Genomic DNA, 18,379 nt, shown 5'->3' with positions numbered 1-18,379 from the left:
GCTCAGTCGGTGGCCAGGCGGGCGTGCCGTTCCACGTCATAGCGGATACCCTCGTGACTCAGCTTGGCCCGCTCGACCCCCTCGGGCAGGAATCCGGCCTTGGTGGCCACCGCGCAGGAGGCCTCGTTGCCGACCCGGTGCCCCAACTCCAGGCGGAACAGTCCACGTTCCCTGAACGCCCACTCGGCCATCTTCCTGGCGGCGGCCACGGCCACACCCCGTCCTCTGGCGCGCGGGATCGTCCAGTAGGACACCCAGCCGGTCTCGTGCGCGTCGATGTTGCTCACGGCGACGTTCCCCACGACCTCACCGTTGGACACCACCGCGAACGCCCGCGCGTCATCGCGGAAACCCCAGACCCCCATCCACTCCAGCGCCGCCTGGGCTGTGTCAATGGGCCGGGCCGCCTGCTCGGCCATGTCCGGGGAGCTGAACGCGTCGAGCACGACCCACATGTCGTCGGGCCGCCATCCACGCAATTCCACTTCAATCATGCCGTGCAGAGTAGTGCGGCGACCATGCCGTGCGGAGTGGTGCGGCGACCGGCCCGCGAAACGCTCCGGCGCCGGATCCGGTACGTGCGGAAACCGCCCGCAGGGACGGGCCCGCGCTCGTCGCCGGAGAGGGGTCGGTATCCCGTTGACCTCGGTGGTTTAGTGACAACCCAGTAATCTCCAAGCGCCGACTGCGATAACCGGGGGACCGGGCCGGTCGAGGCCCGGCGACTTCGCCTCATGCGCGAGTCGTCTCACAGCATCGGGAGAACCCTCATGAGTACCGTCTTTTCCGCAGCGGAACATCTCGGCGGAGAGCTGGAAACCTTGCGAGACCAGGTCGCCGGCCCCGTCCTGTCCCCCGGCCAGGACGGCTACGGCGAGGAGATCGCCGCTTTCAACACCGCCGTCCGGCACCGCCCGGCCGTCGTCGTGGGCGCCACCCGCACCGATGACGTCATGGCAGCGGTCCGCTTCGCGCTCCTGCACTCCCTTCCCGTCGCCGTGCAGGCCACCGGGCACGGCGCGGTCCAGGCAGCCGACGGGGCACTGCTGATCAACACCTCCAGGATGCGCGAGGTCACCGTCGACTCCTCCAACCGCACCGCGCGGGTCAGTGCGGGCTGCCGCTGGGCGGACGTCATCGCGCGGACGGCACCGTACGGCTTGGCACCCCTGAGCGGCTCGTCTTCGGGCGTGGGGGCGGTGGGCTACACGCTGGGCGGTGGCATCGGCCCGATCTCGCGAACCTTCGGCTTCGCCGCCGACCACGTACGGGAGATCACCGTGGTGACCGCGGACGGCACGGTCCGGGTGACGGACCCGGACACCGAACCCGACCTGTTCTGGGGACTGCGCGGCGGCAAGGGCAGCTTCGGCGTGGTCACCTCCATGGTCATCGATCTGTTCCCCGTGTCGACCCTGTACGGGGGCGGCCTCTACTTCAGCGCCGAGGACACCCCCGCCGTCCTGCACGCCTACCGGACCTGGGTCGGCACGCTGCCGGAGGCCACGACCACCTCGGTGGCGATGCTGCGCCTGCCCCCGCTGCCCGAGCTCCCCTCGCAGCTGCGCGGCCGCTTCGTGACCCACCTGCGCTTCGTCCACCTCGGCGACGCCGGCGAGGCGGAGTCCCTCCTCGCCCCGATGCGGGCCGTCGCCGAACCGATCCTCGGCGAGATCGCGCAGATGCCGTTCAGCGCGATCGACTCCGTGCACCAGGACCCGGTGCACCCCATGCCGAGCTGGGATCGCGGCACCCTGCTGCGCGAGCTCGGTGCGGAGACCGTGGAGGCGCTCCTGGCGGCGGCCGGCCCGACGGCTGACGTGCCGCTGGCCGTCGTGGAGGTGCGCCAGCTGGGCGGGGCACTGGGCCGCGAGCCGCGCCGGCCGAACGCCGTGGGCGGGCGGGACGCCGCCTTCGGCGTGCTGGTGATCGGCGCTCCCGTTCCCGAACTGCTCGACACGGTCATTCCGGCCGTGGGCGGTGCCGTGCTCGGCGCCCTGGCCCCCTGGCAGACCGGCGGGACACAGCTCAACTTCCACGGGCCGATGCTCGCCCCCGGGGACCTGGCCCGCGCCTGGCCTGAGCCGACGCTGCGCAGGCTCGCCCTGCTCAAGGACCACTACGACCCGGCCCGGGTGTTCCGCTTCGGCCACGTTGTGCCCCGCGTCTGAACGTCCCGATTCACCGGCAGGTGAGGGGGCCTGCCGGTAACACCGGCAGGCGCTGGTCCAGCGCGGCCGGTGACTCCCAGTGGCTCCAGGTGGACCTGGAGCCTCGTCCGGCATCAGCACGGCGATGTCCTTCACCGAAGGTTTTCTCCCCTCGGGCTCACCGAACCCTCCCGACCTCGCCGACGCGTTGGCGACCGGGGGCACCGGAGAATCCTCTCCGGATTCGAAATCTCTGGATATCCGCACGAAGAAATCTTCCAGAAGCCGGAGATCCTGTCACTTTCTCCATACTCGGGGGTAGAAAGCAGGGGAACGCCACATCGGCCTTTCCACCCTGCCGTTTCTCCACGATCGGCACCAGAGCCGTCAAGCCAGGAGTGGTCAGCCGGTTCGACGGCGGCGCCGCATGGTGGCCGGCGTTCGCCTACCCGCGGGCGGCTGCCGCACGGGTGAGAAAGAGGGTCCGCTCGCGCTCGTTACGGGTGAGTTCGGCGGCCCGTTCGAACTCCTCCCGTGCCTCGTCGAGACGGCCCAGTCTCACGAGCAGATCACCCCGTACGGCGGGCAGTTGCGGATAGCCCTTCAGCGCTCGCTCCGTCACCAGCCCTTCCACGATCTCCAGGCCCCGCGCCGGACCGTACGCCCTGCTCACCGCGACCGCGCGGTTCAACTCCACGACGGGTGAGGGGGCGAGGTGGGCGAGTACCAGGTAGAGGGCGGCCATCCGTTCCCAGTCGGTGTCATCGGTGGAGCGCGCGCGGGCGTGGCAGGCGGCGATCGCGGCCTGAAGGCCGTAGGGGCCGAGCGTGCCGAGCCCCTCGGCGCGTTCGAGCGCCTCCAGTCCCCGGCGGACGAGCAGCCGATCCCACAGCCCCCGATCCTGGTCCGGCAGCAGGACGGGCTCGCCGTCCGGCCCCGTCCTGGCGCGGATGCGTGACGCCTGGATCTCCATCAGTGCGACGAGGCCGTGCGCCTCGGGCTCCTCCGGCATCAGGCCCACCAGGATCCGGCCCAGGCGCAGCGCCTCCTCGCAGAGTGAGGGCCGCATCCAGTCGTCACCGGCGGTCGCCGAGTAGCCCTCGTTGAAGATGAGATAGATGACCTCCAGCACCGATGCGAGGCGCTCGCCCAGCTCGGCCGGGGCGGGCATCTCGATGTGCACCCGCTTCTCGGCAAGGGTGCGCTTGGCCCGGAAGATCCTCTGCCCGACCGTCGGTTCCGGCACCAGGAAGGCGCGCGCGATCTCCTCGGTGGTCAGGCCGCCGAGCAGACGCAGGGTGAGCGCCAGACGTCCCTCGGTGGACAGCACCGGATGGCAGGCGGTGAAGAGCAGACGCAGCACGTCGTCGCCGATGTGGTCGTCAAGGGCGTCGTCCAGCTCGGCCTCGGCCGACTCCTGACGGATCTCCATGTCCCGGCCGACCTCTGCGAGCTTGTGCTCGTAGCGGGTCCTGCGACGGAGCATGTCGATCGCCCGGTGCTTGGCGGTCAGCATGAGCCAGCCTCCGGGATTATCCGGTACGCCAGATTTCGGCCACTGCTCCAGCGCGAGGACCAGGGCATCCTGCGCGAGTTCCTCGGCCAGGCCGACATCGTGCACCATCCGGGCAAGCCCCGCGATCACCCGTGCGGACTCGATCCGCCAGACCGCCTCGACCACCCGATGAGGATCACCAACCGCCATATCTCCCGATCCAACCACCCCGCCCGCACCCGCGACACCTCTCGATCCCGTCCGCCGAGCCCTGCCGGCCTCTTCAAGCCTGTGCCCACAGCGGGCTCGTTGTACATCGTCGCGACCTTTCCGAAGCACTACGGAGGGTCGGCCAGGGCGCAGTAGTAGTGACTGCCGTCCTTGGCCAGGTTCCGCACGTAGGCTCCCGCCGGGCGCCCGGTGAGCATGCGGTCCCACAGCAGCCGGAAGATCCCGGCCGGCATATCGGGGTGGCGCACGATGTTGTGCGATGCCCGGTGAGCTCCTCCAGGGAGAACCTGGAGGTCCGGACAGAGACCGAGTTCCCGCTGCGGATCAACCCGCGCCGGTCTGTCGTGGAGAAGAAGAGTTCCTCCGAACCGAGGACCTGCTCCGATCCGCTGGGAACAATCGACTCGCCAAACCCCGTCGTCCACCTCTCCGATCTTGGAAGACGATATCAACCGCACCCCACGGTCCCGAAGAAAGGTCACGGCCGTCCACGCGGGAAGCCGTGCGCTCCTTCTCGGGGGACACTCGACCTGACTCGCCGTTGGTGCCGAGGATCTCGCGAACGACTCCCGGCGTACACTTTCCCGCCCGTGCGCCCGTGTGCCCGACTATGGGCTGACGTGGGCCGCTACGTGTCGTACGTCCGGACGCGAAGGTGCCGGGAAACGCACGTGCCCCCCGGTCAGGGTTCCTGGCCGGGGAATCGCACACCGTGGTGGGATCAGGCGGGGGCGGCGAAGTCCTCGGGGCCGAAGACACGCAGCACGTCGGCCTCGCCCTCCCAGCCCTCCCAGTGATCCCGGTGGATCCTCAGGAAGCGGGAGGTCCACTCGACGGCCTCCTCCTTGGAGCGGACCTGGTAGAGCGCGTAGCTGATCAGCTCTTTCGCCTCGGCGAACGGGCCGTCGGTGACGCTCAGCCTGCCCCCGGTGAGCTCGACCCGCGCGCCCTCCGCGCTCGGGGCCAGTCCGGCGGTGTCGAGCAGGACCCCGGCCCCGGCGGCCTCACCTCCGAGCTTGGCGATGGCCTCCATCAACTCGGCGGGGGGCGGGGTGGTGGGCTGGTTGGTGACCCTAAGAACGATCATGTATCGCATTGGACATCTCCTTTGATCTTGTTTTCTTGACGGTGTGACGCGGGGAGCGGGCGCGCTCAGGCGTGCCGAGGGGCGGTGTGCCGGTACAGGTGCAGGGACAGGGTAGAGAGCCAGGCCCAGATGATCACGACCCCGGAGACGAAGGCCAGGTTGGCCCACGAGGCACCCGCGCCGGTCGCGATGGCGGCGAAGGCCGCGAGGAACAGCCCGCCGGTGAGCCGGGAGTAAAGCGCCCAGCCCGTGCGTCCCTCGGCGGCGAACCGGCGGCCGATGACGAAGCAGGCCACGATCACGCACAGGAAACCCACCGCGCCGCAGACGAAGTGGAGGGTCCCGGACAGGCTCACCGCCCCGGGCCCGTCCGGCGTCCCCACCGGGAAGCCCAATGCCGGATCCGCCCGGAAGATCCCCGCGCCGATCAGGCTCACCCCGTACATTCCGACGAGCCGGGGAGCCCAGGTCGCGCCGCGCCCGCCGGCCAGGGCCCGGCCCAGGCCGACCGCGCAGGCGACGACCATCAGCCCGGCGACGACGAAGTCGGTGATCTGGATCCAGCCGAGGTCGCCGTTGGCCAGCAGGCTCCACGCGTGGCGGAAGGGGTCGAAACCCTCCCGGGTCAGCGCCTGGGCCAGGGATACCCCGACGTACAGCGGACCGGCGAGGATGCCGTAGCCCAGCAACGACCTGGTGACGCTGGTACGCGGGTCGCAGGTCACCGGGTGCGCGGTCCTCGTCATCTGCTGGGTCATGGCCGTTCTCCTCACGGGTCCCGGGCCGGATCTCGGGTTTCTCTCGGCCCTGTGACTACGCTTCGAACGAGGTCGCACCGATTCGACAACGCGGCCAAATCTTTTTCAAGATCTTTTAGAACCCTCGCGAGCACTGTCGTATCGGATCCATCTGCTCGGGCACGTTGCTGCCGGCCGAGGCCGGCCTCGACGACGATTACCCTCCTGAAAACGGTCAGGGGTGGGTGAGAGGGCAGTCAGGTCGCTCTGGGGGCACAGGGGTCTCCTTGCGGTGATCAGCACACGACCGACGTCACCGTGCACGGCGCAGGACACCTTAAAGGAGGCTCTCCTATCTCCTCGCCACACCCCTTTTATAGCTATATAGATGGTTTTAAACCTTTAGTGATATTATTGCGGGAACTGCTCCGACCCACGATCGACACCGAGGCTGCCGAGGGATCCTGGGCCAGGATGGCGGTGAGACCGCTGCCCTGAACATCAGGCCGACCGGGCAGGCCACGCCTGTGCCAGTCGGTGTGCAATGACCGTTCAGTCCGGAGGTCGTCAGCTTGGGCGCTTACGCCGACGAGGCGGCTTGGCGAGATCACGACAACGAGTCACCAGATCATCTATTTCCGGCAGGTTCGGGTCCGCACCACCGTCGTCACAACAGGCGGGCTTGGTGCGTTCACCCATCGGCGGCGCATCCAGCCCGCATACTTCCCACAGCGAGGTATAGACATCGCGCGTCCGGTTGCGCTCATCATGAGGTCCCAGCATCAGGACCCATGCATGACCCGGCTCTTTGAAGGCGACCACGACGCGCATGGCGCCTCTCAAATGCTTGACGCACAGCCGACTCACCGGGAGTTCCCCCGTGAGCCGATATCCAAGGGCCGCGCAACCCCGCGCTTCCAGATCACGGACAAAGGCGACGAATGACCTGAGATCCACCCCGCGCAAGGTCTCAGCGTGCTTCTCCGCGAGAACCGAGAGGTAGACCTCAGTCTTCACCGGCAGTCAGCTCCGAATTCTTGGAACTCCACTCTGCTCTGATCTCCCGCCACGGACGGCCCTCGCCCTGTTCCATCTGCCGAAGACCGTCGGTCAGCTGATCGTTCTCCAGAAGCTCCCGGTCCTGCAGGCGCTGCCAGACCGCCTCGACCAGATTCCGGGTGCGGCCGGCCCGGCGTAGATCCTGGACGAGGGTTGCCACGGTATACAGACGCTCGGCTTCAAGCATCAGGCGGGGTCTCCCCCTGACCGGGACGAGCAGCCCCTCCTTGGCCCACGAGCGAACCGTCTTCTCGTCAACACCGAGAATCTTCGACGCGATCGTCGCCCGCACCGGCTCGGCGTGAGCGAGCAGATCCTGGACGACCTCCCGGACCGTGTCACGGGTGCCGGTCTCATGAGTGCTGGCAGCCACCCCGTCCAGCCGTTGTGCCTGCTCGAACAAGACCAGCGCCGCCCGCTCCTCGATCTCTTTCCTACGAGGAGCCTGCGCCGTGCCACCCGTCTCGCGATCACCTTGCGGCGGGAGCGTCCGATGCTTTCGCTTCTTAGCCGCTCCCGTCGAAGACTTCCGGGGTCTGACATCAGCCATGAGGATGGTTCTCCTTCCCCTTTCATGCTACTCCCTGTTTCAGACCCAAAATCGGGAGTCAAGCTTTGATCTTTCGGCAAGACGGGTCACCTGGCTTGACGTTGGTGCCACCGATCCCGCAGTAGCCGTTGGGGTCGACAATCTCGGAGTTCGTCGAACGGGAGGCCGTGGACTCCATCCGGTGTCAGGTCAGGACGCCTCGCGATCGCGATATGGATCTATGTAGGGCTGTGTGGATTGCTGTACCGAGGAAAGGACCGGTTGCATAACCGGACCTGCTACGTAGTAGCGTCCCCTCGCCTGTCCCTGAGGAGCCAGCCACCCTAACCGACAAAGTTCTCGGATGTCCCTTATAGCCTGCTGGGTGCTCAACTCCGCGTCCTGCTGATAAACAGTACGCCGGACACGCGAACCCCAAAAAGCGGGCAGAAGCGCGAAAACGGTTCGTTCATCGAGTCCCGCAGCGGCCGTAGCGGCCGACAACTCCATCCACGCACGGCTCAGCAGATCGACACGGCGCTTCGCCTGCTGAGCCTGAATATGGTGAGCCCGCAGACAGAACTTGATCCATGGATGAGTGTCCCGTCCGGGACTCCACTCAGGGCCGCCCACCCCGCCCAAAACCTGGTAGTAGGCGTAGGTGTTCTGCCCCCTGCCGAGCCATTCCTCGATCGAGGAGAACTCCGCGGGCATCAGTGCCTCTCGTGCGAACACCAGGGTGGACAGCGCTCGTGACATGCGGCCGTTGCCATCGGCCCAGGGGTGGATCTTCACCAGGTTCAGATGCGCCATCGAGGCACGGACATGCACTGGAGCATCGAGGTCTCCTTCGTTGAGCCACGCGACCAGTTCACCCATGAGAGCCGGGACCGACTCGGGATCCGGTCCGGTGTAGGCGGCCACGGCAGGATCATCAGGGCTGGTGACGTAGACCTGGCCTTGACGGAGTCGGCCGGGGCGCTTGTCCGGGTGATGTTCCTGGATCATGAAGTGGAGGCCGTTCAGCAGGCCCAGATCATAAGCGAACTCATCGCCGGCGTCGGACAGACCCTGAATGTAGGTCATGGCCCGCTGGTAGCCCTCCAGTTCCCTGCGAGTGCTCTCGCTGGACTCCAGAGGTTCCTCCCCAGCCATGAGTGCCTCGACATCATCAACGGAGGCCGCGTAACCCTCGATCGTGTTGGAACCGACGATGGCCCTGGCAGTGAGACTTCTACGCAACTGCTTGGTCCAGCGAGTCTGCGGCCGAACATGCATGCGCAGGTCGTACCGCATCCGCTCGATCTCTTCGAGTGCCCGGCGGTCGGCTTCGTCCAGCTTCGGCGTACGGTACAACATGACTTGATGACATCATCATTGTGTCATCAAGTCAACCTCCTCACTTTCTCCCGCCGGAGTACGGCGAGCAGGCCGGATACCGGACTTGCCCCGCCAAGGGCTGCACCACTCGGACGGGTCACCTAGCTTGACGTTGGTGCCAACAACGCTGTGGTAACCCACGAGGTGCCGACGGCGTGACGATGGGTTTCCTGTCGGCGCCTCAAGTCAGGCTGCGAGAGTCGGTCGGCCTCGACTTCACCTGGGTCTCCAGGGAGAAACAGCCGATGCCGCCGGTCGCCGAACCCGATCAGATGATCTCCTCCTGCATCGTCACCGCCCGCCATGCCGCCAGGAGCAGTCGGTGCCACCGAGGCCGCGGTATCCGCAAAACACCTGCAAACGGGTCGCCAAACGCGTAACCGATAGGTTACGCTTCATGGGTGGACAAGGTGGCGGGCGCGATCGCGGACCCCGTGCGGCGGGAGATCCTGCTGATGCTGCGGAACGAACGCCTCACCGCAGGAGAGATCGCCGGATGCTTCGCGATCAGCAGGCCTGCCGTGAGCCGGCATCTTCGCGTCCTCCGAGAGAGCGGGCTGATTCACGACGAACTTGTCGGTCGACAGCGGTTCTACGTGCTTGACGCCGAGCAACTGGGTGAGCTCGCCAAATGGCTTGCCCTGTTCATCCGCCCCTCCGGTTGGGAACGTCGCCTCGACGCACTCGAGACAGAGGTCTATCGAACCCGCCGTGAGCGCCGGAAGCGCGACACGGCAGACCCGGAAAAGAGGAACACCGCATGAGCCCCACACCTACTGGCCGGCTGTTTCGCACCGACACCGGAAGCGATCTGGTCCTCAGTCGTACGTTCCGCGCACCCGCCGAGGATGTGTGGGCCAGTATCACCGAATCCGACCGGACGGCCCTCTGGTTCGGGCCGTGGGAGGGTGAGGCCGCCTCCGGCCGGACGGTCAAGGTGCAGATGGTGTTCGAAGAGCAGATGCCGTGGTGCGAAATGCGAATCGACGCATGCGATCCACCGCGGCGGCTGGCCCTGTCGATGACCGATGAGTCCGGGGCCTGGCGGTTGGAGCTATCGCTGTTAGAAACGGATGGTTCGACGGAATTGCGGCTCGTGCAGCACCTTGTCAGCGAAGACGGTATCGGAGAGATCGGTCCCGGCTGGGAGTACTACCTGGACATGCTCGTGGCTGCGCGCGAAGGCTCCCCCAAGCCCGACTTCACCGACTATTACCCCCTGATGAAAGGCTACTTCGACGAGTTGTCCACAAGCTGACATTCGACAGTGCCCGACCGGCCCGAGCGCGCCGTCGAAGACCTGGACCGGCGCGCCTACCCGCGCTGGGGCGACGGATCGACACAAGGATGACGACGAAACCACACAGACGGCACGACTCGTACTCAGGAATCGGGCACGAGCCGTACAGGCGAAACCTGGAGGGTCATTCCTCCGTCGGGACAAGGCCCGTCTGGCAGGCGGCCCACTCGGACGGGTCACCCAGCTTGACGTTGGTGCCGCCGATGCCGCAGTAACCGCCGGGGTTCTTGTAGAGATACTGCTGGTGATACCGCTCCGCGTGGAAGTAGTCGCCGGCGGGAGCGATCTCGGTGGTGATGGCGCCGTAGCCGGAGTCGGTGAGGACCTTCTGGTAGGCGTCACGCGAGGCCAGGGCTGCCTTCTCCTGCTCGGGTGAGTGGAGGTAGATCGCCGAGCGGTACTGCGTGCCGACGTCGTTGCCCTGGCGCATGCCCTGGGTGGGGTTGTGCGACTCCCAGAAGACGCGCAGCAGTTCCTCGTAGGACACCCGTGCCGGGTCGAAGACGACGCGGACGAGCTCGGTGTGACCGGTCTGGCCGGTGCAGACCTCCTCGTAGGTCGGGTTCTGGGTGTAGCCGCCCCCGTAGCCGACCGAGGTGGAGACCACACCCGGGGTCTGCCAGAAAATGCGCTCGGCGCCCCAGAAACAGCCGAGGCCGAAGTCCGCGATCTCGCTCCCCTCGGGGTACGGCGGAGCCGGCGGGGCGTCGAGAACCTCATGACGCCCGGGCACCGCCATCCTCGTGGCACGACCCGGGAGCGCGTTCTCCGGGGACACCATGGAAGTCTTGTCCTTGCCGAACAACCAGCCCATTGCGAACCTCCTCCTGACACGTTCTCACCAGAAGGCAACAGTGGGCGCCCCTCCCGTGTTCCCGCAAGAGTTTCTTAACTGATCGAAAAGTACAGCTAAATTGTGTTAAATTCAGTAAGGAGTAAAGATAGGGGTCATGCCTGAAACACGCCGTGGAGTTCTGTACGGCATCGCCGCCTACTCCATGTGGGGCCTGTTCCCGCTCTACTGGCCGCTCCTGAAGCCCTCCGGCGCCCTGGAGATCCTGGCCCACCGCATCGCCTGGTCCCTGGTCGCCGTCGTCGCCATCCTGGCGGTGCGGCGCCACTGGTCCTGGTTCCGCGAGCTCCTGCGCACCCCGAGAAAGATCGGCCTTCTCGTCCTGGCCGCGGTGCTCGTCACGCTCAACTGGGGCGTCTACATCTACGCCGTCAACACCGGGCACGTGGTCGAGAGCTCGTTCGGCTACTTCATCACCCCCCTGATCAGCGTGCTCTTCGGCGTCCTGCTGCTGAAGGAGCGGCTGCGGCCGTGGCAGTGGGCCGCGGTGGGGCTGGGGGCGGCGGCCGTGGTCGTGCTGGCCGTCGACTACGGGCGTCCGCCGTGGATCGCGCTGGCGCTGGCCGCCAGTTTCGGCACCTACGGGCTGATCAAGAAGACCGCCGGGGTGGGTGCGGCGGAGAGCATGACGGTCGAGACGCTGGTACTGCTGCTGCCCGCGCTGGCCTACCTGGCCTACCTGGGGCAGCAGGGGGCGAGCACGTTCGGGAACTGGGGTGCGGGACACACGCTCCTGCTGGCCGGAGCCGGCGTGGTCACCGCCGTTCCGATGCTCTGCTTCACCGCCGCCGCGATCCGGGTGCCGCTCACCACGATCGGCCTGCTGCAGTACATCGCCCCGATCCTGCAGTTCCTGTGCGGGGTGGTCGTCCTGCACGAGGTCATGCCGCCCAGCCGCTGGGTGGGATTCGCCATCATCTGGCTGGCGCTGTCGGTCTTCACCTGGGACAGCCTCAGGACGGCCACTCAGGCCCGCCGCACGACGCCCGAACCCTTGGCCGCACAGAACGCCACATAAACCCTGTTCAAGGACTCAAGAGCCGCGTACGGCGAGGACCAGGGGTGTGAAGAGCGGGTCGATGCCCGCCTGCTCCAGCGCGGCGGCCAGGGAGCGTTCATAGGTGGGCGTGGCGTCGGTCAGGCGGGCGCGCCCCTCTTCGGTGATCACCGAGTAGACGCCGCGACGGTCATCCGAGCAGAGGTCGCGCCGGGTCATCCCGGCCTCTTCGAGGCGGGCGACGAGGCGGGTCACCGAGCTCTGGTTGAGACCCACCGCCTCGGCGAGCTCCTGCATGCGCATGCAGCCGTCGGAAGCGGCGGCAAGCCGGATCAGCGCGCGGTACTCCGACAGCCCCAGGCCGTGACCGCGCTGGAGTGCCTTGGCCAACTCCGCCTCCACGCGTGCGTGCAAGAGGGCGAAATGGTCCCATGACATGGTGATTCCTCCTGGAGTGTGCTGTCCGGGAGGAGTCTACGTGCACATACAATATTTGCTTTGCCATGCAAGCAACGTCGCGAAACAACCACGGAAAACCTGGATCTGCGTTGCCGCCGAGCCGGACCGGGTCCTGTCCTGGACCGGTGGTCAGCCGGAGCGCTCGACGACGTAGTCGCAGAGTGCCAGGTAGGCGGCGCGAGCCGGGATGTCGGGAAGGCCCGCGAGATCCTCGCGAGCACGGTCGGCCCAGTCGAGCAGCTCGGCGCGGGCATGTCCCATGGCGGTGTCGGCGCGGAGCAGACGCAGGGCCTCCTCGATGTCCTTCTCCGCCACCGGACCGGCCAGCAACTCACGCAGCCGGGCACTCTCGGGGTTGTCCGCCGCCAGGACGTAGAGCACGGGCAGGGTCCGGATGCCCTCGCGCAGGTCGGTGCCAGGCGTCTTGCCCGACTCGGCCGTCTCCGCGGCGACGTCCAGCAGGTCGTCACCGAGCTGCCAGGCGACCCCGATGGCCTCGCAGGCCCGGGTCAGTCGCTCGACCACTTCGGGCGTGGCACCGCTGAGCATGGCGCCGAACCGGCCGGAGGTGGCGATCAACGAGCCGGTCTTGTCGGCCAGCACCCCGATGTAGTGGGCCACCGGGTCCTCACCGGAGCGGGGGCCGATGGTCTCCCGGATCTGGCCGCGGACCAGGCGGGAGAACGTCTGCGCCTGGATCCTGATGACGTCGGAGCCAAGGTCGGCGAGGATCTCCGAGGCCTGGGCGAACAGGTAGTCGCCGGTCAGGATGGCCACGGTGTTGTCCCAGCGGGCGTTGGCCGACGGGGAGCCCCGGCGGACCGGGGCCTCGTCCATCACGTCGTCGTGGTAGAGCGTCGCCAGGTGGGTCAGCTCGATCACCACGGCCCCGGGCACCACTCCCGCCGCCGCGGGTGAGCCGAACTGGGCGGCGAGCAGGACCAGCATGGCCCGGAACCTCTTGCCGCCCGCCTCGATGAGGTGCTTGGACGCCTCCGTGACGAAGGCGTCCTCACTCTCCACCGAGGATCGCAGCAGTTTCTCGACCTCGGCCAGGCCGGTAGCGAGGTCCTGCGCCAACCGTTCGTCGGCAAACGGAAGATCAACAACCGGTGGCGCAGCCATGAACCGTTACTCCTCTAGCGTATGAACAGCGCGGACGCAGCCTGATCCGCGAGATCGAGCACCGGCTGCGGGAAAACCCCCAGCACTACCGTAGCCGCTGCGGCGAGAGCGACCACAGCCGAGGTGCCCACCGTGGGCGTCGCGATGGACGGCCCGTCGACGACAGGCTCGTTGAAGAACATCAGCACGATCACCCGGACGTAGAAGAACGCGGCGATCGCCGAGCTGACCACACCCACGATGACCAGCGGCAGAGCGTCTCCGGCGACCGCCGCCGAGAAGACGGCGTACTTGCCGAAGAAGCCGCTCGTGAGCGGGATGCCGGCGAATGCCAGCAAAAAGAAGGCGAAAACACCCGCGAGAACGGGAGCACGCTTGCCCAGACCGGCCCAGCGGGACAGGTGCCCGGCCTCGCCGCCCGCGTCACGGACCATGGTGACGACCGCGAAGGCGCCGACCGTGGTGAAGCCGTACGCGGCCAGGTAGAACAGGATGGCCGACAGGGCGAGCTTGTTCTGCTCGGCGGCGCCGATCGCGACGACGCCGGTGAGCAGGAAGCCCGCGTGCGCGATCGAGGAGTAGGCGAGCATGCGCTTGATCTCGGTCTGGGTGATGGCCAGGATCGCACCGACGATCATCGTCAGGATCGCGATGCCCCACATGACCGGCTTCCAGTCCCACTCCAGGCCGCCCAGGGCGACCCAGAAAACCCTCAGCACGGCGCCGAAGGCCGCCACGAGCACCGTGGAGGCCATCAGAGCGGTGACCGCGGTGGGCGCTCCCTGGTAGACGTCGGGCTTCCACGCCTGGAACGGCGCGGCTCCGATCTTGAAGAGCAGGCCGACGCCGAGCAGCGCCAGGCCGACCAGCAGCAGCGTCTCCTGGCCGCTGACCACGCTGAGCGCGGCGCTGATGGCCTTCAGGTCCACCGACCCGGCGTAGCCGTAGACCAGGGCCGTGCCGTACAGGAAGAAGGCCGAGGAGAACGCGCCGAGCAGGAAGTACTTGACCGAGGCCTCCTGCGAGAGCAGGCGGCGGTGGCGGGCCAGGCCGCAGAGCAGGTACAGCGGCAGGGACATGACCTCAAGGCCGACGAACATGGCCAGCAGGTCATTGGCGGAGGCGAAGAGCAGCATGCCGCCGACCGAGAACAGCAGCAGCGGGTAGACCTCGGTCTGGGCGTATCCGCTGAGGATCGCCTCCTCCTCGTCCGGGCTTCCCGGTACCGCCGCCGCCTGCGCGACGAACTGGTCCTCGTCGTTGATCAGAAGCGTGCTGACCAGCGCCAGGACGAGGATGATGCCCCAGATGAACAGGGAGGGCCCGTCCACCGCGACCGAGCCCATGGCCGCCGGGGCATCCGGCAGGCCGGTGACGCCGTTGAGGACGGTCATGACGAACGCGCCGAGCAGGGCGAGCAGCGTGAGCGGCATCTGGATCGACTTGCGCAGGTAGCGGGGCGCGAACGCCTCGGCCAGCACCCCGAGGACAGCCGCACCGAACACCAGCAGCATCGGCGCGAGCAGCGCGTACTCGATTGTCGGGGCTTGGATGGTGCCGTTCACTGGCCGGCCCCCTTCTTCTCTGCCACGGCGGGCGTGAACGGTTCGATGTGGACGCTGGAGATCGTCTTGTCGACCGCGGGATTGATCACGTCAAGCACCGGCTTGGGGAAGAAGCCCAAGGCGATGATCACCGCGACCAGCGGGCCCATCACCCAGATCTCACGCCGGTTGAGGTCGGGCATGACGTAGGCCGACTCCTTCGAGGGGCCGGTCATGGTGCGCTGGTACATCCACAGGACGTAGACGGCCGCCAGGACGACACCGCTCGTCGCGATGATCGCCGCGACCGGATAGCGCTCGAAGGTGCCGATCAGGACCATGAACTCGCTGACGAACGTGGACAGTCCCGGTAGGGAGAGCCCGGACAGGCCGGCGATCAGGAAGGTGCCGGCGAGCAGCGGGGCGACCTTCTGCACGCCTCCGTAGTCGGCGATCTGGCTGGAACCCCGGCGGTAGATCAGGAATCCGGCGACCAGGAAGAGCGCGCCGGTCGAGAAGCCGTGGTTGACCATGTAGAGGGTGGCGCCCGCCCCCGCGTCCTTGGTCATCGCGAAGACGCCCAGCGCGATGAAGCCGAAGTGCGAGATCGAGGTGTAGGCGATCAGGCGCTTCATGTCGGTCTGGCCGATCGCCACGATCGCGCCGTAGACGATGCCCACCACCGCTAGCACGATCACCAGCGGGGTGAAGAACTTCGACGCGTCCGGGAAGAGCTCCAGGCAGAAGCGGAGCATCCCGTACGTGCCGACCTTGTCCAGCACGCCCACCAGCAGCACCGCGGCACCGGCCGGAGCCTGCGCGGCGGCGTCGGGCAGCCAGGTGTGGAACGGCCAGAGCGGCGCCTTGACCGCGAACGCGATGAAGAAGCCCGCGAAGAGCCACTTCTGCGTGGTCGGGTCCTGGATGACGCCGATCAGCTCGGGGAACATGAACGTGCCCTTGTCGGCGATCACGTAGAGCGCGATCACCGCGACCAGCATGAGCAGGCCGCCGAAGAGCGAGTACAGCAGGAACTTCACGGCCGCGTAGGACCGCTGGACTCCACCGTACGACCCGATCATGAAGTACATCGGGATGAGCATGGCTTCGAAGAAGACGTAGAAGAGGAAGACGTCGGTCGCCGCGAAGACGCCGATCATCATCGCTTCCAGCACCAGCAGCAGCGCGAAGTAGGTCTTCACCGAGCGCTTGGGCGTGGCCGCGGCCCCGGTTCCGTCGGCGTCGTGCCAGGAGGCGAGGATCACGATCGGCACGAGCACCGCCGACAGCGCGATCAGCACCAGGGCGATGCCGTCCACGCCGACGCCGTAGTGGACGCCGAACCGCGGAATCCACTCGTAGACCTCGGCGAACTGGAAGCGCGTCTCGGAGACCGGTTCGAACAGGTACGCGAGGGCGCCGGTGAGCGCCAGCACGACCAGCGAGACCACCAGGGCCAGCTGTTTGGCGAGCTTGTCACTCTTGACAAGGGAGACACCCACCGCGCCCAGAACGGGCACGGCAATCAGGGTCGAGAGCCAGGGCATCACATGTTCCCTACGTAGAGCAGCGCGCCAACGACCACGGCGGCACCGAAGAGGATGGACAACGCGTAGGACCGCACGTAGCCGGTCTGGATGCGGCGCAGCCGCCCGGAGGTCCCGCCGATCCCCGCCGCCAGGCCGTTGACCAGGCCGTCGATGCCGCGGTTGTCGAAGAACACCGCGAACCGGGCCAGCCACTGGCCGGGGCGCATGAACAGCGCCTCGTTCAGGGCGTCGCCGTACAGGTCACGGCGGGCGAACGTGGTGAGGAACGAGCCGCGCGGGGCGACCCGGGGCACCTCGGCGGCACCGTAGCGGAACCAGGCGTAGACGACGCCGACGGCGACCAGCGCGAGCGTGGTCAGGCCGGGGACGCTGAAGGGGTGGAACCCGGGGAGATGCTCGGGCAGACCGACCGCCGGGGCGAGGAAGCGCATGAGCCGGTTGTCCAGGATCAGGAAGGCGCCCAGGAAGACCGAGCCGATCGACAGCAGGATCAGCGGCACGGTCATCACGGAGGGCGACTCGTGCGGGTGCGCGTCGTCGGCCCAGCGCCGCTTGCCGAAGAAGGTCATGAAGACCATCCGCGACATGTAGAAGCCGGTGATGCCCGCGCCGACGACCGCGAGCCAGCCGAGGATCTGGTTGTGCTCCATGGCCGTCTCGATGATGCCGTCCTTGGTGAAGTAGCCGGACAGCAGCGGGAAGCCGATGATCGCGAGGTAGCCGATCATGAAGGTGGCCGCGGTGACCTTCATCACCGAGAACAGGCCACCGTACTTACGCATGTCGACCTCGTCGTTCATGGCGTGCATGACCGAGCCCGCCCCGAGGAACATGTTGGCCTTGAAGAAGCCGTGCGCGATCAGGTGCGCGATGGCGAAGGCGTAGCCCACCGGGCCGAGGCCCGCGCCGAGCATCATGTAGCCGATCTGCGACATGGTCGAACCGGCGAGGCCCTTCTTGATGTCGTCCTTGGCGCAACCGATGATCGCACCGGCGAGCAGCGTGGCCACACCGACGATCGTCACCACGAGCTGCGCGGTCGGGGCGGCCTCGAAGAACGCGCCGGAGCGGACGACCAGGTAGACGCCCGCGGTGACCATGGTCGCGGCGTGGATGAGTGCCGAGACCGGGGTCGGGCCCTCCATCGCGTCCAGCAGCCACGACTGCAGCGGCAGCTGGGCCGACTTGCCGCAGGCGCCGAGGAGCAGCAGCAGGCCGACCGCGGTGATCGTGCCCTGGGAGGCGGCGCCGGAGGAGATCGCCCCGCCGACGACACCCCCGGTGAGCTCGTTGAAGGCGACCGAGCCGAACGTCGTCCAGATCGTGAAGATCGCGATCAGCAGGCCGAAGTCGCCGACGCGGTTGACGATGAACGCCTTCTTGGCCGCGGCCGCCGCCGTGGGCTTGAACTGCCAGAAGCCGATCAGCAGGTACGAGGCGAGGCCCACACCCTCCCAGCCGACGAACAGGACGACGTAGTTGTCGGCCAGCACCAGCAGGAGCATCGCGGCGACGAACAGGTTCAGGTACGCGAAGAACCGGCGCCGACCCGGGTCGTGCGACATGTAGCCGATCGAGTAGATGTGGATCAGCGATCCCACACCGGTGATCAGCAGGGCGAAGCCGATCGACAGCGGGTCGATCAGCAGCCCCATGTCGGCGAGGCCGGGAATGAACTCGTAGAGCCTGACACCCTGGCGGCGCTGGGCCTCGGGCAGACCGAGCAGCTGGACGAAGGCGGCGACCGCCACCGCGAACGCGCCCAGGGACATCGCGACACCGAGGAGGTGACCCCAGCGGTCGGTGCGGCGCCCGAACAGCAGCAGGATCGCGGCACCGAGCAGCGGGAGCGCGACCATGAGCCAGGAGACTCCGATCACACC

18 protein-coding genes are annotated in these 18,379 nt (G+C 67.3%); 4 read left to right on the top strand and 14 right to left on the bottom strand.

What is annotated here, in order from left to right; all coding sequences use genetic code 11:
• Nucleotides 1-2 precede the first annotated feature (2 nt).
• Nucleotides 3-494, bottom strand: a complete 492-nt coding sequence (locus OG884_RS19660) for a GNAT family N-acetyltransferase (protein WP_326634923.1) — start codon at nt 492-494, stop codon at nt 3-5.
• Between the two features lie 276 nt (nt 495-770).
• Between OG884_RS19660 and OG884_RS19655 the strand changes: the two genes are divergently transcribed.
• The gene (locus tag OG884_RS19655; RefSeq protein ID WP_326634921.1) at nt 771-2,171 is read left to right on the top strand and encodes an FAD-binding oxidoreductase; all 1,401 of its coding nucleotides are present in this window, start codon (nt 771-773) and stop codon (nt 2,169-2,171) included.
• 424 nt (nt 2,172-2,595) lie between these two features.
• Here OG884_RS19655 and OG884_RS19650 read toward each other — a convergent pair whose 3' ends face one another.
• From OG884_RS19650 to OG884_RS19620, 7 genes are all read right to left on the bottom strand, one after another.
• Entirely contained in the window at nt 2,596-3,855 is a 1,260-nt protein-coding gene (locus OG884_RS19650; protein ID WP_326634920.1) for an RNA polymerase sigma factor, read from the bottom strand.
• Between the two features lie 128 nt (nt 3,856-3,983).
• Nucleotides 3,984-4,124, bottom strand: coding sequence for a hypothetical protein (locus OG884_RS19645; protein ID WP_326634918.1), 141 nt, complete (start codon nt 4,122-4,124; stop codon nt 3,984-3,986).
• Between the two features lie 473 nt (nt 4,125-4,597).
• Nucleotides 4,598-4,963: a YciI family protein gene (locus OG884_RS19640; protein WP_326634916.1), complete on the bottom strand. Its 366-nt coding sequence runs from the start codon at nt 4,961-4,963 to the stop codon at nt 4,598-4,600.
• A 65-nt stretch (nt 4,964-5,028) separates the two neighbouring features.
• A complete protein-coding gene (locus tag OG884_RS19635) occupies nt 5,029-5,721 on the bottom strand; it encodes a DUF998 domain-containing protein (RefSeq protein WP_326634914.1) in 693 nt (230 codons plus the stop codon).
• A gap of 546 nt (nt 5,722-6,267) precedes the next feature.
• Nucleotides 6,268-6,717, bottom strand: coding sequence for a hypothetical protein (locus OG884_RS19630; protein WP_326634912.1), 450 nt, complete (start codon nt 6,715-6,717; stop codon nt 6,268-6,270).
• Nucleotides 6,707-7,309 carry a MerR family transcriptional regulator gene (locus OG884_RS19625; RefSeq protein ID WP_326634910.1) on the bottom strand — a complete coding sequence of 201 codons (603 nt, stop codon included), beginning with the start codon at nt 7,307-7,309 and terminating at the stop codon, nt 6,707-6,709. Before OG884_RS19625 ends, OG884_RS19630 begins: the two co-directional genes overlap by 11 nt.
• A gap of 189 nt (nt 7,310-7,498) precedes the next feature.
• A complete protein-coding gene (locus tag OG884_RS19620; RefSeq protein ID WP_326634908.1) occupies nt 7,499-8,647 on the bottom strand; it encodes a Fic family protein in 1,149 nt (382 codons plus the stop codon).
• Nucleotides 8,648-9,069: 422 nt separating this feature from the next.
• On the opposite strand from OG884_RS19620, the gene OG884_RS19615 reads away from it, so the two are divergent.
• The gene (locus OG884_RS19615; protein WP_326634906.1) at nt 9,070-9,432 is read left to right on the top strand and encodes a metalloregulator ArsR/SmtB family transcription factor; all 363 of its coding nucleotides are present in this window, start codon (nt 9,070-9,072) and stop codon (nt 9,430-9,432) included.
• Nucleotides 9,429-9,926 (top strand): SRPBCC family protein, encoded by a 498-nt coding sequence (locus OG884_RS19610; RefSeq protein ID WP_326634904.1) that lies wholly within the window; start codon nt 9,429-9,431, stop codon nt 9,924-9,926. The genes OG884_RS19615 and OG884_RS19610 overlap by 4 nt, the downstream gene beginning before the upstream one ends.
• Before the next feature lie 166 nt (nt 9,927-10,092).
• Here OG884_RS19610 and msrA read toward each other — a convergent pair whose 3' ends face one another.
• A complete protein-coding gene (msrA, locus tag OG884_RS19605; protein WP_326634903.1) occupies nt 10,093-10,782 on the bottom strand; it encodes a peptide-methionine (S)-S-oxide reductase MsrA in 690 nt (229 codons plus the stop codon).
• A gap of 136 nt (nt 10,783-10,918) precedes the next feature.
• On the opposite strand from msrA, the gene rarD reads away from it, so the two are divergent.
• Entirely contained in the window at nt 10,919-11,839 is a 921-nt protein-coding gene (gene rarD / locus OG884_RS19600; RefSeq protein ID WP_326634902.1) for an EamA family transporter RarD, read from the top strand.
• Between the two features lie 15 nt (nt 11,840-11,854).
• Here rarD and OG884_RS19595 read toward each other — a convergent pair whose 3' ends face one another.
• From OG884_RS19595 to nuoL, 5 genes are all read right to left on the bottom strand, one after another.
• Nucleotides 11,855-12,256: a MarR family winged helix-turn-helix transcriptional regulator gene (locus OG884_RS19595; RefSeq protein ID WP_326634900.1), complete on the bottom strand. Its 402-nt coding sequence runs from the start codon at nt 12,254-12,256 to the stop codon at nt 11,855-11,857.
• Nucleotides 12,257-12,406: 150 nt separating this feature from the next.
• Nucleotides 12,407-13,402: a polyprenyl synthetase family protein gene (locus tag OG884_RS19590; protein ID WP_326634898.1), complete on the bottom strand. Its 996-nt coding sequence runs from the start codon at nt 13,400-13,402 to the stop codon at nt 12,407-12,409.
• 14 nt (nt 13,403-13,416) lie between these two features.
• The gene (gene nuoN / locus OG884_RS19585; protein WP_442811486.1) at nt 13,417-14,967 is read right to left on the bottom strand and encodes an NADH-quinone oxidoreductase subunit NuoN; all 1,551 of its coding nucleotides are present in this window, start codon (nt 14,965-14,967) and stop codon (nt 13,417-13,419) included.
• Nucleotides 14,964-16,493, bottom strand: coding sequence for an NADH-quinone oxidoreductase subunit M (locus OG884_RS19580; RefSeq protein ID WP_326634896.1), 1,530 nt, complete (start codon nt 16,491-16,493; stop codon nt 14,964-14,966). The genes nuoN and OG884_RS19580 overlap by 4 nt, the downstream gene beginning before the upstream one ends.
• Nucleotides 16,493-18,355 (bottom strand): NADH-quinone oxidoreductase subunit L, encoded by a 1,863-nt coding sequence (gene nuoL / locus OG884_RS19575; RefSeq protein WP_326646951.1) that lies wholly within the window; start codon nt 18,353-18,355, stop codon nt 16,493-16,495. The genes OG884_RS19580 and nuoL overlap by 1 nt, the downstream gene beginning before the upstream one ends.
• Between the last annotated feature and the right edge of the window lie 24 nt (nt 18,356-18,379).

Source organism: Streptosporangium sp. NBC_01755 (assembly GCF_035917995.1).
Classification (GTDB): domain Bacteria; phylum Actinomycetota; class Actinomycetes; order Streptosporangiales; family Streptosporangiaceae; genus Streptosporangium.
Note: the sequence above shows the minus strand (reverse complement) of the source record. Positions and strands in the feature narration are given on the sequence as shown.